Below are 16,775 nucleotides of genomic sequence, written 5' to 3'. Positions count from 1 at the left end.
GGATATCTTTGAAAATGCTTCCTCGAACCCATCCATGAAGGCCGGTGTGAACATGTTGCGGTTCTCCCGCTCGTTCATCGTGACCAGCACGACACCGTCGTCAAACAGCTCCAGACGCATCACGTCCGATTTGAGCGGAACGTTTCGGGATACCCGCGCCGGTTCAGCTGGCAGGTCTTCCGGCAGGCCGGATGTCTTTTCATCGGGTTTCAGGTCGGCCAGAAGCAGAGGCAGGTCCCGGCGCATGTGGTGCTTGAGCAAGGATAACGCCTCGCGCGGCCCTTCCGCGATCTCCCTGGCAAGCGCCATGGCGGTTTCCACGACCTCGCCTGAAGGAACGCGCAGGAGGCTGTTTTCGGCGTCCTGCCTCCGATCGTAGAGAAGCTTCGAAAGACGGCTCAGCGGGGGCGGGAAACCGGTGAATTGTCCAGCGGTGTTCATGACGACGAAATCGCTCAGAAGAGCAAGTCCCGCCGGCTGCCCACTTGCGCCACTCACGAGCGAAGCGATTACCGGCACCGCGCAGTTCAGGAGGCAATCCGGATCAAAGCCGGTCACCGAATTTGACCCTGCTTGCCACGTTCCATCACCGGTCAGGACGACGACGCGAACGGTTTTGTCCGTGCCAGCGGCCTCCAGCTCACGCACGAGACTGCTCGCAAGCCCCTCGCACCATGTCCCCGAAAGCTCCAGAACGCGAATGCCGTCAGTATCGGCCCGGCACTCCACGCGCCCGGTCGGTTCCTCTATCAAAGACGTGGGTACGAGTGGTGACAGAACAACCTTTTCCGAAACCACGACATCGGCCGAGGGTAATGTCATCGCGGCAGGGCGGGAGAGCTTTACCCGGTCACCGGCCTGACGCTCCGATGTTTCCGGCAACGCGGGTGGCTGTGATTGTGACTTGGCAACCTCGGCGCCTGTTTCGGCATCCGGCAGCCTCTCCGGCACTTCCGTTTCGACCCAGTAGCGTTTCCTGGCAAAAGGATAGACAGGCAGCGGCACGCGACGGCGTGGCCGGGTGAACAGCTGTTCGGGATCGAGCCGCCCACCTGCAAGGAACTGCCGTCCGAGACTTTTCAAGTCGGCGGTTCGCTGTTCGCCATCCACCGTCTGCGGAGGCACAGACCTCTCAGCCTCGCCTGCGCGCTCCCCGGTCATCTCACTCACTTCGACACCCGAGTCCGCGTCCTCCGCGAGCCAGGCTCTGATCGAAGCGCTTGCCGCCTGAAGACTGTCAGTCACAAGGAAGAGCCTGTGCGACAAAGCACGCCGACCCGCGAGCAAGGTGAAGGCGACATCCTCGGCAAGCAGCTCCGGGTGAGCTTCCAGATGGCTGGCCAGATTGCCCGCCAGAGCCCTGAGCTGTTCCTGCGTGCGGGCAGACAACACGTAGAGCTGACTGGCGGCCAGTTCGCGGTGACTTTCGGCAACCGGCGCTTCTTCAATCACCACATGGGCGTTGGTTCCGCTGAAGCCGAAGGAGCTGATCGCTGCACGTCGTCTCCGCTCCGGCCTCGACGGCCAGGGAACCCAATCGTCATTGACCTTGAACGGCCCCTTGCTGAAATCGATGGCCGGATTGCCTGCGCCGAAATGCAATGTCGGTGGAACGGTGTTTTCCCGAAGGCTCAAGAGAACCTTGGCCAGGCCTGCGAATCCGGCAGCTGTTGTTGCATGTCCGATGTTCGACTTCACCGAGCCAAGGTATATGGTCCGCTCGCTCACATCGCTAAAGGCCCGGACAAGGGCAGCATGTTCGATCGGATCGCCAAGCACCGTTCCCGTGCCGTGGGCTTCGACGTAATCGATGCTCCCTGGATCGATGCCGCAATCTTCGTAGACCTGCCGGATCAACCGTTCCTGCGACGCCGCACTCGGGGCCGTGATGCCATTGGTGGTGCCATCCTGATTGGTGCCGGACGCAAGAATGACACCAAGGACCGTGTCGCCGTCGGTGAGGGCATCCTCCAGTGGGCGGAGAAGCACCGCCCCGACCGCTTCCCCCGGAACAATGCCGTCGGCGCCTTCGCCGAAAGCCGCGCAACGTCCGGATGGGGACAGCATCTGCGCGGCATTCGCATACCGGAAGAAGCGCGGAGAACACTGGACGAAGACACCACCGGCCAGAGCCATGTCGCATTCGCCGTTGCGAAGGCTCTGGTAAGCCGTGTGCAGGGCGACCAGCGAGCTTGAACAGGCCGTGTCGATGGCGACCGCCGGACCTTTCAGATCGAGCCAGTAGGAAATCCGGGCCGGAATGAGAGATGTGGTGTTGCCCCAGAACGCCTGGCCTGGCGGTTGATGTGTGAAGAGTTCCTGATAATCACCATGGGCACAGCCGACGAAGACCCCGCAGCGGCTTCCGGCCACGTCCTCACCCGCATGTCCGGCGGATTCCAGGGTTCTCCAGGCTTCTTCCAGGAACAGCCGCTGCTGCGGATCCATGTAGGTGGCTTCGACGCCGGAAATGCCGAAGAAGACCGGATCGAAACAAGCGACATCGTCCAGGAAGCTGCCATGCTTGCCGTAGGCGCCCGGATCGGCATCCGTGTAGAAAGGCGAAAGGTCGAAACGGCTAACCGGCTCGACCAGATCACGGCCGGCCTTGAGATGGCTCCACAAGGCGTCGATGGTCTCCGATCCGGCGAACCGCCCGCTTGCTCCGACAATCGCGATCGGCTGGCCAGCCCGAGGGGTTTTCTCGGTCGCAATTTCGTCTCCGCTCCGGACAATCGTCGGCATTTCAGGTGCTGCCAACGGATCAGGAGAAGTGGCAAGCGCCGGGCGAGGAGGCTGTGGCACCTGCGCCTTCAGATACTCTTCCAGCGTCGCAACGCTGGAAAAATCGAAAAGGTCGGTCTGGCTGAAATCGATCCCGAGTGCCTTTCTCAGGCGATGGGTAAAGTCTGCTCCCAGGATAGAATCCAGCCCATAGTCGGCGAAGCTCTTTTCCAGATCGATCGTCGCAGGCGCCATGTTGAGCGTTTCACCGAGAGCCTCGAGGATAACATCACGCACCGGGACCCCGGCCTCGGCGACATTCGCCACGGCGGGCGAGACGATGGCGGGACGGGAAACTCCGGCCTTTGCTTTTGCGACGATGATCTGCTGGCCAAGGTCCTGCTCTGCGTCCCCGGAACCCACGATCCAGTCGAAACCGCATTCTTCCAGTGCCTTGCGCCATTGATTTGCGGTCAGCGAAGGCGACCCGGGAATGCGCCGCTCGGCATCGGTGAACCGCCACCAGCCGTCCAGCAGTCCGAAAGTCACATGGGTGAAGAGTGTCGGCTTGCTGGTCTCGTTGAGCAGCAGAATTCCGCCGGGCGCCATCGTTTGGCGGACGCGGCCGAGCGTGGAGACGATATCGGCTGTCGCATGCAGAACGTTTGCCGCAATGACGAGTTCGTGGCTCCCCTGCGCAATGCCCTGTCCTTCGAGTGGTTTCTCGATATCGAGCAGCGCCGTCTTCAGAAAGGGGACGCTTCCGGTGTAATTTCGCTCCGCATGGATCAGGAACGCACGCGAGACATCCGTGTAGGTGTAGACGCCAATCCGTTCGAAAGAAGGACGAAGTGCCTCGAAGACCGGCTCACTGGTGCCGCCCGTACCGGCGCCGATTTCCAGAATGGTCAGCTTCCGTGTCGTCGCATCCCACGCAGCAGCAAGGCTGCCGGCGGCATCGGCAACGGTCCGGCTGAAACGTTCCGCGATCCGGTTTTCCTTGTAGACCGCTTCCACGAGCGTCTGGCGGCCTTCCGGAAAGAGAACATCGGTTGCACGTTGTTTACCCGTCAGGATTTCCGGCAGGGCCTTCAAGGCTGTTTCCGCGAGCGCCATCTGCGCCTGGGAAGCGCCAACCTGCCGGAGCCGGTCCCAATACGCCCAGGCGTCGGCCATCGGCGAAGGCAGGTCACCCTCTTCTTCCGACACCAGTGCTTTCGCGGCCTCCAGCCAGGGCTTGTACGCCGGGATCACATCCCTTTCCGGCAGATCCCGCAATATGCCCAGAAGAACGGAAGCCACCCCGGTTTCAACGGTCCGGGCAGCCTCGAGAAGGTCTGTGTCCCCGCATCGGGCTTCCACAAGCTGCCGTAGCCTACTCGTGCTGTCTTCAGCCGATTGAAGCGTCGCACTGCCAGGTTCTGCCAGCGTGTCGGACGGCAGCCAGTATCTGTTTTTCTCAAACGGATAGGTTGGCAGCGAAACAATGCGGCCAGGTTGGTCCCGCCGCAAGTCAGCCCAGTTGATGTCAACGCCTTCGACCCAGAGCCGCAACAGAGTTTCAGAGCGTCCGGTCTGCCACGCCCGTTCCGCAACTTCGTGGATGACATCGTCATCGGCAAGCGCCGCCAGTGCACCTCGCCGGCCATGTGCCTCGCTGGCAAGGACCGGAACCCCGGTCTTCCGACCCGCAATCCATGCCGCCAGAGCCTCCTTCAGGTCCTCGATGGATCCCACCAGAAGACCAAGCCGGCATTCCATGGGCTCGCGGCCAACCTGCAGCGTGTAGGCGATATCCTGAAGGCTCGGAGCAGCGTTTGTGGGCAGCGCGCCACCAGCCCCGTTCGCAAACACTAGGTCAGCCATTGCATTGACGGACCCGGCCACGTCCAGTTCGGCTGGGCTTGGCAGGTAGCCAAAGGTTTTCCCGCACCATCGTTGCAGGGCGGCAATGTGAGACGCATCCAGACCGAAAGCATCGAAGCTTTCGTCCGGATCGATCTCGTCGGATCCGACATCCAGCAAGACACCGAGCTTGTTGCAGATGCTTCGGGCAATTTCAGAGCGGTCAAGCGGGTTGCCGGCCTGAGCGCCGCTGCTCTTGTGCAGCGACGCCAGGAGACGCTGCGCGCTTTCCCTCAGCCGCTCATCACTGCGGGCCGACAAAAGGATGATTTCCAGGTCAGCACCTCTCGGTGCATCCGTGATCCCCGCCTCGGGATCAAGCCATTCTTCCAGCACCACATGAGCATTGGCACCGCCCGCACCAAACGACGACACACCGGCATATCGGGTGCCGCGGGCGTTCCAGAAACCGGTCTGCCGTTGCAGGGTAAAGGGAGAGCGTTCAAAATCGATGTTGGGGTTGGTCGTGTCCGCATGAAGGGTCGGCACCAGGGTACGGTGCTTCATCTGCAGAACGATCTTGGTCAGTCCTGCGATGCCGGCCGCTGCTTCCAGATGCCCGATGGAGGATTTCACCGAGCCGAGGGCACAGAACCCTTCGTCGGACGTATCGGTCCCAAAGGCCTGGACCAGTCCGTCGACCTCGATCGGATCGCCCAGATCTGTTCCGGTCCCGTGGGCCTCGATGTAGCTGATGTCCCTGGCGCTGAGCCCCGCATGCTGCAGGGCGCTGCGCACGACATCCCGTTGTGCATCCGGATTGGGCACCGTATAGCCGTTGGTCCGTCCACCGTGATTGACGGCGCTGCCACGAATGAGCGCATGGATGCGGTCACCGTCAGCAAGTGCCCGCGACAGTGGCTTGAGCACGAGACAGCCGGAGCCCTCGCCTGGAACAAAACCGTCCGCCGCCTCGCCAAAGCTGCTGCAGCGCCCGGATGGGCTCAGCATGTGAGCGGCGCTCAGTTCGACGTAGTTCGACGGGTGAAGATAGAGATTGACCCCACCCGCCAGTGCCATGGTGCAGCTGCCTCGACGCAGATGCTCACAGGCTTCGTGAATGGCGGTGAGCGACGACGAGCACATCGTGTCGACCGGCAGGCTGGGACCTGAAAGATCGAAGAGATGCGACACCCGGTTCGCGATGCCCGCAAAGGATGTCGTCGGGCGCACCGTCGCGCCACCTTGCGTCTTGAAGGGACCGTAAAGGGCGTAACCGGTCTTGGTCACGCCGGCGAAGACCCCGACACGGGCACCACCATGGTCGCTACCGGCAATTTTCTTCAGCCGCGCCCGCGTGTAACCGGCGTCTTCCAAGGCCTGCCAGGCGCTCGTCAGAAACAGCCTTTCCTGGGGATCCATGGCAGCGGCATCGCGAGGCGACAATTTGAAGAACAGCGGATCGAATTCCGCAAACCCCTTCAGGAACGCTCCCCATCTGGAATAGCTTTTGCCCTCGGCAGCAGCCTTGTCGGGATCCGGTTCGAAGAAATCGTCCGGGGACCATCGGTCACGGGGTATTTCGCCAACGGCATTGTGCCCGGCAAGAAGATTTTCCCAGAAAATGTCGAGATCTGGCGCGTCGGGATACAGACCGCTCATACCCACGATGGCAATCGGCTCCGCCCCGGAGGGTGTGGCCTCGTGGCGTGCGGCGGTCTCTCCGGTGCCGGACGAAACAGATACCTGTTGCGGCGCGACCCTCTCCACACCAGCCCAGCTTGAACAGGCTGCAGGCTGCGCATCGACAAGATATTCGGCGACCGCAGCAAGTGTTCTATGACGGAAGAACAGGGTCTTCGGCAGCGCCTCGAATACATCACCAAGCTCGTTGTTGAGCTTCGTGATCATCAGCGAGTCGATGCCGTAGTCTTCCAGCGGTGTCCGGGGATCGATCCGGTTAGAGGAAAGACCGCTGACCTTCGCAAACAGGGCGCCCAGCAACGATCCGGTCTTCTCGACAAGCACTGACGAGGAAATTGTCCGGGGCACGTTCGAAGATGCCGTTGACGGATCGAGCTGGGCCGGCGCTGCGACGGGAGGATCACCCCGGTCCGGTTGCCCGCTTCCGAAAAACGCCCTGATGCGGGTTTCATCTCCGGCAACAACAGCGATCTGCGCGGCAGGATTTGCCACGCATTTTTCAAGCGCCTCAAGCCCGGCAGGGGTTTCGAGCGGCCGCTGCCCCATCCTCCGGAACAGCGCCTCCCTGGTGGGCTCGTCGACACCCATGCCACCCTGCGCCCAGAGCGGCCAGTTGATTGACGTTATCGCCCCGCCGGAAGCGCGGGCAAGCGCATCCAGAAATCCATTCGCCGCTGCATAGTTCGCCTGTCCCGGATTGCCGAACGGACCCGCAAGCGAGGAAAAGAGCACAAAGGCGTCGAGATCGAGACCGGCGCAAGCGTCCCGCAGGGCCAGTGCGCCATCGACCTTGGGTTTCAGGACCGCAGAAAGATCACCTTGGCTTTTTGTAACCAGGAAGCCGTCGCGCAGAACACCGGCAGTATGGAAGACACCATCCAGATGTCCGTGCACTTCGACAATGTGGTCGACCGAGGCCTTGACCGCAGCAGGATCGGCAAGGTCCACCTGCCGGTAGGCCGTGACGACGCCCTCGGAACGCAGTGATGCAAGAAAAGTCGAACACGCATCATCAAGCGGTCTTGTGCCTGCCAGCACCAGTACAGCCCCCTTGACCTCTTGCGCGATGTGCCTTGCCAGGATCCGACCCAAACCGCCCATGCCGCCGGCAATCAGGTAAACGCCATGATCTCGCCAGGGCGAAGCAGACGGTCTTTCGGCAAGTTCGTTCCAGACACGGACATGTCTATGCCGGTCGAAATAGCGGACATGGCTGTCCCCCAGGGCTGCCCTCTCCTGTCGCAGCCAGCCGGCGATACGCTCGGGGTCCGTCTCATCCGGGACCTCAACGACCTGCGTCCTGATCCGGGGGTCCTCCTGGGAAGCGGTCTGGAGCAGTCCACCCAATCCCCCGAACAGATTGCCGTCGCCGCTTGCGGGAACAACAAGCTGGATGAGAACACTATCATGCCCCGGCACAGCCATTTCCCGTTGAACCAGTTCGACAAGCTGCTGGGTGACAACCTCGTAGTTTCCGGCGATGTCCCTGCCTGGCAAAGACGGATGAATCGTCTCTTCTCCAGCCGTCTCCGCAACAGTCACGCCACAGGCGACAACGATACGTCGTCCGGGGGTGGCTTCACCGGATGCTTCGGCGGCGAGCCAATCCGAGGCGAAGAGCATGCTGTTTCGCTGTGTGGGCTTGGCCTCCACGGTGGGCAACCAATGCCGGTCTGTGGCAAACGGCCGGGGCTCAAGCGGCTGCCTGACGGCACCCGACGGCCTGTCGTAGCTTTCCAGAACGACATGGGCATTGGCCCCGCCAAAACCGAAGCTGCTCACGCCGGCTCGCCTCGGTGTGCCGGAACTATCCACGGGCCAGGGTGTTCTGGTGGTCAGGATACGGAATGGGCTGCCTTCAAGCTCGACATGCGAGTTGCGTGGTTCGCTTTCCAGCGTCGGCGGCAGCTCGCTTTGACGCATCGCCATCAACACCTTGACGACACCTGCCATGCCTGCGGCGGCTTCAAGATGGCCCGCGTTGGACTTGACCGTCCCCAGGCCGATTGTTGAGCCTGGGGATGTGCTGTCTTCCAGCAACTGCGCATAGGCGCGCCGCAATCCGTTGACTTCGATCGGGTCGCCGAGCTCCGTGCCGGTGCCGTGGGCTTCGACATAGCTCACGGTTCGCGGATCGATCCCGGTCATGGCTTCCACAATCAGACGGGCCTGCGCCTTGACGTTTGGTGCCGTCAGCGCACCTGAACGGCCTCCGTGGTTTTCCGCGCCACCGGCAATCACACCGAGTATCCTGTCCCCGTCACGCTCTGCATCTGCCAGCCGTTTCATGAGCACAGTCGCAACGCCTTCACCCCGCGCATAGCCGTCCGCAGCTTTGCCGAAGGCATGGCAGCGGCCCGTCGGTGAGAGCATCCCGGCCTGATGCGGCCCCTCAAAACCTTCAAGCGAAAGGCAAATGTTCACCCCGCCAGCCAGCGCTGCGGAGCATTTGCCTGCCAGGAGCGCATCGCGGGCGCGCAGCATCGCAATCAGCGAACTTGAACAGGCCGTGTCGATGGCCTGGCTCGGGCCATTCAGATTGAACTGGTGCGACAGGCGGTTCGCAGCCATCGCCAGCGAATTGCCGGTTGCGACATACCCATCCGTCGCCAAACCTTCGGCACGCCAGACTTCCGCATAATCGAGAGACGTAATTCCGACGAAAACCCCGGTATCGCGCGGCAGCTCCTCCGGTGTGTAACCGGCATCCTCGAACGTCCGCCAGGCCGTTTCCAGCAGCAGCCGCTGCTGTGGATCCATCCTGGCTGCCTCGACGGGCGAGACCTTGAAGAACGCCGCGTCGAATTGGTCGATTTCCTCCAGAAAGCCGCCCCTCAGCGCAAAACCCGCTTTTTTGAGACGGTCTGCGTAAGCCGGGGAATAGCGGTCGAGCGGCAGGTCACCGGTGAGGTCCCGTCCGGCCAGCAGCTGATCGAAGAAGGTCCGCACGTCCGGGCTCTTCGGGAACCGGCCCGCCATGCCGATGATGGCGACCCGGTCGTCAGAGGCGCCTGCCCTGCCCGTTTGCTTTGCCGATGTCCGGAATACCGTTGTCTTTCCGGACGTGACGACGTCTTGCGGAGACCGCGAAGCCATCGCGGAAACCGGCGCCGCCTCTTTTCTCGGGTCGGACGGTTTAACCCCGTATCGGTTCACAAGGTGATCCGCCAGAGCCTCGATATGCTCGCATTCGAAGAAGATCGCCGGCGACAGATCAATGCCATAGGCGGCACTGATTTCGTTGGCATAGCGCGTCAGCGAGATGGAATCGAAGCCAAGGTCATGGAAGGCTTCACGGGCGCCGAGGTCTGACGCCTCGAACTTCAGGATAGACGCGGCCTTTTCCTGAAGTTCCTGCTGGAGCCGGTCTGGAGCATGAGCCGGTGGTGCGATCTGGTCGTCCTGCTTGTCTGCCGTCGTCCGAGCAAGCGCGGTTTCACCGCCCATCGCAATACCGGATAGACTTCCGAGAACCCTTCCTGCCTGGTCGAACAGCTGGACGCTGTAGGAACCCGAACCTTCCGGTCTGCAGAGCAGGTGACTTGCATCGCCGCCGAATAAAGTCGCAGTGTCTATTGCCTCAAGGTCCCCAGGGCCATCATGACCTGCCAGGAGCAGACACTGATGGATTGCCCCCAGGACCGAAGCCGGAAACCAGACGTTTTTCTTGAAATAGTCCTGCTGTGGCTGGTCTTCGCACAAATCGCAAAGCAGCGCTCCGTCCGGCAGACGCCGAAGTTGCCGGAGGCTCTCCAGATACGGACTGAAATTCAGGCGGCGAGCCTTGAACTGCGCGTAAATCGCAGCCTTGTCGGCACCATCCGAAGCAGTAGCGCGCAAGGCATCTAGGTCGACAGACGGCCCGCCGGCAGCTCCGGCTTCGGCGACGTCGGCCCGAAGCCAATCCAGACGGTCTCCCGTGGCCAGAATGCATTCTACGCTGACGACATGGCGCCCACCCGCCGGGTCCGGCTGCACGAGAATTTCAAGTTCTCCAACGTCCGACCAGACGGGGGTTGTCTTGACAGAAAGGCCGTTCACGCTGGGACGCTCGACGACGCCGGCAACCCTTGCAGCCACCGCAACGATTTCGGCACCGATGACCGGCAGGACCGTGTCGCGTCCGCCGTCCAGATAGACGTAGTCGCGAAGCTCCTTCAGATGGATCTGGGTCTTGTAACGAAGTCCCGTAACGTCTGAACAGTTGAGGCCGATGAACGGATGGATCTTCGAGCGGGCGCCGATCGGATTGATCACAGAGGGGGCATCCGGCTCTTCCTGATACCAGCAGCGGATCTTCTCGAACGGATAGGCCGGCAGCGAAATGCGCCGAACATCGCGTCCCTCATTGAAGCTGTCCCAGTCGACATCCGCCCCATGGCACCATGCCTGCCCTACACGCTCGAGCCGGCGGGCGTCACAGTCGGCTTTCACCGCCGCCCTGTCTTGTGGTGGATCGACATCCAGTATGGACGGAACATGGACCATTCCCGCCGGCACAAGGCCGTCCGCCAGGAAGGCATCGATGGCCACCAGTGCCTTTTCCCTGTCTTCCGCGACCAGTGCCAGGCGCGATGTCAGCTCGTTTTTTCCAACCTGAAGCGTGTAGGCGATATCTGTCAGGCGCGCCTGCGGCTGGCCATTCAGGAAGTCTCTGAATGCCCCGAGCACCGCCTTCAACCGGTCCGGCGTCATCGCGGAGAAAACCAGCAGCTCTGGCTGCGCCGGCTGTGCCGCCGGTTCGTCGGCCCGGTACTCCTCGATGATGATGTGGGAATTCATGCCCCCGGCGCCGATGGAGGTCACACCGGCCCTGCGGGGCAGCTCCGCTCCTGTTTCATCGGTCAGCCGCTTCCAGGGCGCCAGTTCCCGCTGAACATAGAAGGGCGAGGTCTTGAACGGGATGTCCGGATTGAGCGTTTCGGCATGAAGCGACGGCGCGAGCTGGCCGTGCTTGAGCTGTGCCAGAACCTTGACGATGCCGGCCAGTCCCGAAGCACCGAGCAGATGGGCAACGTTGCTCTTCACGGTTCCTATCGGGCAGGTCTCGACCGCCCCGGTGTACTTTCGGAAGACCTGGGTCAGCGCCTTGACCTCGATCGGATCCCCCAGCGCTGTACCGGAGCCGTGGCCCTCGATATACCCGATGGTTTGCGGATTGATGTCAGCGTCTTCCAGGGCACGCTCGATGGCAACGGCCTGCTGGTTCGGATTGGGCACGGTGAAGCCGTTGCGCACGCCGGCGTTACTGATGCCCGAGCCGGTGATCACGCCATAAATGTGGTCTCCGTCGCGTTTGGCATCGACAAGCGGTTTCAGCACCAGCGCCCCGACGCCTTCGCCCAGGATGGTACCCTCGGCGCCGAGGCCGTAACCCCGAATGACGTCGGCCGACTTGGTTGTGAAATGCTCCTGCGAGGTGGCAATGAGTTTCTGCGGGTGCAGCAACAGGCTGACACCGCCCGCAAGGGCCATCTTGCATCGCCCGGCGCGCAGCATGTGCACTGCTTCATGCACGCAGGTCGAGGAGGCCGAACACATAGTGTCCAGGAAATAGGAGGGTCCCGTGAAGCCGTAATAGTAGGACACCATATTCGGCACGGTGCCCGTGTAGCTTCCGCTTGCGAGCGATCCGCGCATCAGCATGTTCTGGAAGCCGAAAAGGTCGTATTCGTTGGTCATGGAACCGACGATCACGGCAACATCTCCGCCGTAGCGCCGCGCCATCGTCTCCCTGGAATAACCCGCATCCTCGAAGGCCTCGACGCTCGCCTGCAGAACCAGACGGACCTCCGGCGACATCAGTTCTGCTTCGGCCTGGGAAATGCGGAAATAGCGTGGGTCGAACTTGTCGATATCCGGCAGAAAGGCCCCGGTCTTGACCACCGTCTTGCCCAGGACGTCTCTCTCGGGATGATGGAGCGCACCGTTGTTCCAGCGCTCGGCCGGCACGGGTTCGAAGCCGTGAATGCCCTCCGACAGCATCTTCCAGAACGCGTCCTGCGTGCTCGCATTGGAAACGTGCAGTGACAGGCCGACGATCGCAATGTCGTGCCGATCATCCCTGTCAGCCTCGCCCGTCGCGTGAACGGATGTCTCGCCCAAGGGCGGTGACGAGCGGACGTCAGCGGCGGAGGAACTGGCCGCAATTGCCATTTGCCGCGTCTCGACCGCTTCAGGGTCCGAAGGCAACTCGTCGGCGAACAGCCTTCTCAGAGCGTTGCCGTGCTCGGCCACAAGATGCCCACCAACTCCTTCCAGATCGACATATTCGAAGAAGAGTGTTTTCGACAGCGGCCCGAGCGTTTCTTCCAGACGATTGGTGCTTTCGACGATTGCGATGGAGTCGAGGCCGTATTCCTCGAGTTTCCGGTTTGCACGAATGCGCGCTGCGTCCATTTCCAGAACATCTGCGAGAACGCCCCGGACATGGTCGATGGTCTTCGCCATCAGCTCCGCGTCATCAAGGCCCGCTGTCCCTGAAGCATCCCCGGAGGCAGGCGCCACCGAGGCGGGGCCTCTTCTTTCCGGGTCGGCCTGTCCGACGCCCAGGAGGATCTCCTCGATCCTGTCCAGGTCCCCGTGAAGTACGGTGCAACAGGGTGCGCCCGCATTTGAAAGAATAGTCTCGAGCGCTGAAAGTCCTGTTTCGCTTGGCAGCGGTGTCAGTCCGAGACGCCGGCGCAAACCCTCGATGGTCGCAGCATCGGCGGACATGCCGCCATCGGCCCAGAGCGGCCATGCGACTGCAACCGTTCGCCCCTGCCGATTTCCTGCCAGAGTCTCGGCCGCCCGCTCCTCGGCGAAGGCATCCAGAAAGGCGTTGGCTGCGGCATAGACCGCCTGCCCTGCGGTTCCGAAAACGGAGGCAATCGACGAACAGAGAACCAGGAAATCCAGCGGCGCATCCTTTGTCGCCAGGTCCAGGTTGACGGTTCCGGTGACCTTGGGTGCAAAAACGCCAGCCGCGCCTTTCGGATCCTGGGTCAGGATGTAGCCGTCATCCAGCACGCCCGCGGCATGGATGATGCCTTTCAGTGGTCCGAGGTCTTCCTGGATCTTTTTAGCGAGACCCGCGGCATCGGCCGTCTTCGCGAGATCGCAGGGCCGGTAGACCGCCTTGGCACCGGTTTCACCAAGCTGCTTCAACCAGGCCTTGGTGTCCCGGTCGGTTCTCTTGCGCCGGCCGGTCAGCACAAGCTTTCGTGCGCCCTTGGAGACCAGCCATTCGGCAAAGATACGCCCGAGCCCACCCAGCCCCCCAGTGATCCAGTAGACACCTTCCGGATCAAGGTCAGGCATTTGCATTGCCGACCCGGCCGACCCCAGGACCGGCATCCAAGCTCGCCGAATACCACCGGCGTCATAGCGCAGCTGCTCAATGCTGTCGTCGGCATCGACCTCGGCAGACACGATGGAACGGAGGCGATCCGCTGTGATCGCACCTTCGACAGAGACGACCCTTCCTGAAACCTTGGGAGCCTCGATCGCGGCCGTTTTAAGGAGGGCCGCAAGGGGAGCGGTCACGGTTGCCGGGAGGGCGTCCGCCACCAGCACGACGAACTTGACGGGTTGTGCCGGGCGCTGTTCCAGAACATCCCTGATAAGCGTGTGCACGAAGCCAAAGAGTTTTTCCGCCGCCTCGGCTTCTCCAAGCTCCGACACGTCGGGAAGTCTCTCGACCGGCCAATCCACCTTCTGCGCCAATGCATCGGCATTGGCTTGCGAACTGGCCAGGAGCAGGCGAACCTTGTCCTCTCCCTTTTCCTGCCGGAGTTTCAGCGGAGCTGCCTGCCAGCCGAGGTCTGCGACAATCACCGGCTCGTCAGTTTCACGCACTCGAACTCTTGCCGTCTCGTGTTTCAGAACCCGAAGAGCCAGGTCCCTGATCGAGATCCGCAGCTCTCCGTTCCTGTCAAGGAGATCGATATCGAGCTTGCGGACCGGTGCGTCCGCGGAGTGTCCAGACGTCAGGCGCACATGAGCCCACATCTGCGTTTCGACCGGTCCATGGACTTCGATACTGTCGCAGGCGAAGGGGACACTCGCGCCTGCTGGTGCTTCGCTGCCGGTCGCAACCCAGGCCTGGATGGCTGCATCCAGGAGAACAGGATGCAGCGGCATGAGGTCGAGGGAAGTCAGTAGCCGGCGGGGCAGCTTGATCTGCGCGAGCACCTCGTTGCCACCGAGGCTGGCAACTCTGGTCAGCGCCCTGAAGGCCGGGCCATGATCGACGCCGCTTGCACGCAGCCAGTCGTAGCAGGTCTGCGGTTCGAGTGTTCTCGTTATCCGGCCTTTCAGAGTCTCCAGATCCGCCGTCTCTGGCTTCGACAGCGCCAGGGGGCGGAGTGTGCCGGTCGCGCTCGGTGCCGGTGCCTTCCGGCGATCCGCTTTGGTCCCAATCGTGAAGCCGATGTCGCCGGTCGCCTTGCGCTCAAGCACCGTTTCTACGGTGACGGCACGCCGATCCCTGATAAGTATCGGCCTGGACCAGACGATGTCGTCGATGGCGAAGGCTGGCGTTTCCAGGCCACCAGCCAGCACGGCCGCCGCACGCGCCATTTCAAGACACATCACTCCGGGCAGTACCTGCTGCCCGTCTACATGATGATCGGCCAGCACGAATTCATCACCGGTCAGCCGCGTTTCAAAACAACTCCGGTCAAAGCCCGACGTGTTTCTGTGCAGGAACGGATGGGGGACAGGTTCAAGATCCTTCGCTCCAAGCGAAAGGTCCATCCAGTGCCGTTGCCGCTCGAACGGATAGAGCGGCGCGTGGATCCGGTCGCCAGGCCCTCCAGCCGCAGTACTAGGCCAATCGACAGGTTCTCCCGAAACCCAGCGCCGGGCGAGGTCGGCAAGCTCCGACGCCTTCGCATCTTCAGCATCCGCAAGCTCGGCCGACACCAAGCAGCCTGTGGTCTCCGCACCAATCAGATACCGGCGCAGAACGTCAGCCAAACCGTCGAGATCACCCGCCAGGAAGGCGCACCGCGCCTCCATCGGCTCTCGTGCTGTCTGAAATGTGCGGGCAATGTCAGCGACACAGGTGGTTTCCGGATCAGCTTGTTCCACGAAACGCAGGAGTTCAGCCGCATATTGGGACAATTGTCCCGCGCTTGCGGCCGACAGGGGAACAGCGACGATGGCTTGAGCGGTCTCCCGTGAACCAGACTCACGGTCGGGGGCCTCTTCCAGCAGCAGATGTGCGTTGCTGCCGCCAAAGCCGAAGGAACTCACGCAGGCCCTCCTCGGGCGCCCCGCCTGCGGCGGCCAGTCGGTCGAATCCTTCTGGATACGGAAGGGTGAACCGGAAAAGTCGATCAGCCTGTTGGCTTGCCTGAAGCCAAAATTGGCTGGCAGGCGACTATGTCTGAGAGCTGCCAGCACCTTGACGACGCCAGCGACACCCGCAGCGCCTTCAAGGTGGCCGATGTTGGTTTTCACCGACCCGATGCCGCAGGACTCCGGTTCCAGGACCACGTCATTTTCATCGGCCAGCCCAGAGAAGGCCTGTTTGAGGCCGGAGATTTCAATCGGATCTCCGAGCGGCGTTCCCGGACCATGCGCTTCGACATAATCGATGGTGTTGGGACTGACGCCTGCTTCGCGGTGCACCTGTGTGATCAACTCCGCCTGTGCAGCCGGATTGGTCACGGTCAGCGAGTTTGTTCGTCCGCCATGATTGATGCCGATGCCCCGGATGACCGCATGCACCGGATCTCCATCGGCAAGCGCTTTCGACAAGGGTTTAAGGAGCAGGACCGCCCCCCCCTCCCCGCGCACATAACCGTCAGCCGCCTCATCGAAGGCCTTGCTGCGTCCGTCCCTGGACAGCATGCCGGCCTTGGAAAAGGCGACGAAATGGTTCGAAGACCAGATGAGGTTCACGCCTCCTGCAAGCGCAAGGTCGCACGTCCCGTCCTGCAATGCGCGAACCGCCTCGTAAATGGAAGTCATCGAGGCCGCGCAGGCAGTGTCGTTGGTGATGCTCGGGCCCCGGAAATCGAAGAAGTGAGAGACCCGGTTGGCGATAATCGAAAAGGCGATGCCTGTCGGCGTATAGGCATCGACATTTGCCAGATGCTTTTCCAGCAGTTCGGCGTAATCCCAGTGGCAGACGCCCATATAGACGCCGGTCCGGCTTCCGGCGAGATCCGAAGCCCGATAGCCGGCATTCTCGATCGCGTGCCAGGCCATCTCAAGAGCGAAGCGCTGCTGCGGGTCCATCCAGGCCGCTTCGCGCGGCGAGATACCGAAAAATGCGGCGTCGAAACAATCCGCCTGTTCGAGAAAACCGCCCCAGATGCTGTTTGTCTTGTTGCCTTTCGCCGGTTCGCCCCTGAGGTCTTCCGCATCCCAGCGTTCAGCCGGGACTTCCGATATCAGGCAGTGTCCGGCAGCAAGGTGTTGCCAGAAATCATCCAGGCTGTCGGCACCCGGCAGGCGCAGGCCGACGCCAATGATCGCGACCGGTTCCCGTGGATTGTCTGTCGCCATAG

The 16,775-nt window shown here is 62.0% G+C and carries 1 protein-coding gene (only partly in view); it reads right to left on the bottom strand.

Annotation, left to right across the window (positions count from 1 at the left end):
• Positions 1–16,773, bottom strand: the 5' portion of a protein-coding gene (locus tag ACYQ54_RS25000) for an SDR family NAD(P)-dependent oxidoreductase (protein ID WP_460087334.1). The gene continues 4,047 nt to the left of window position 1, outside the view; only the first 16,773 of its 20,820 coding nucleotides appear in the window; it begins with the start codon at positions 16,771–16,773; its stop codon lies beyond the left edge, outside the window.
• Positions 16,774–16,775 lie beyond the last annotated feature (2 nt).

It is taken from the genome of Roseibium sp. LAB1 (assembly GCF_054658235.1).
Note: the sequence above shows the minus strand (reverse complement) of the source record. Positions and strands in the feature narration are given on the sequence as shown.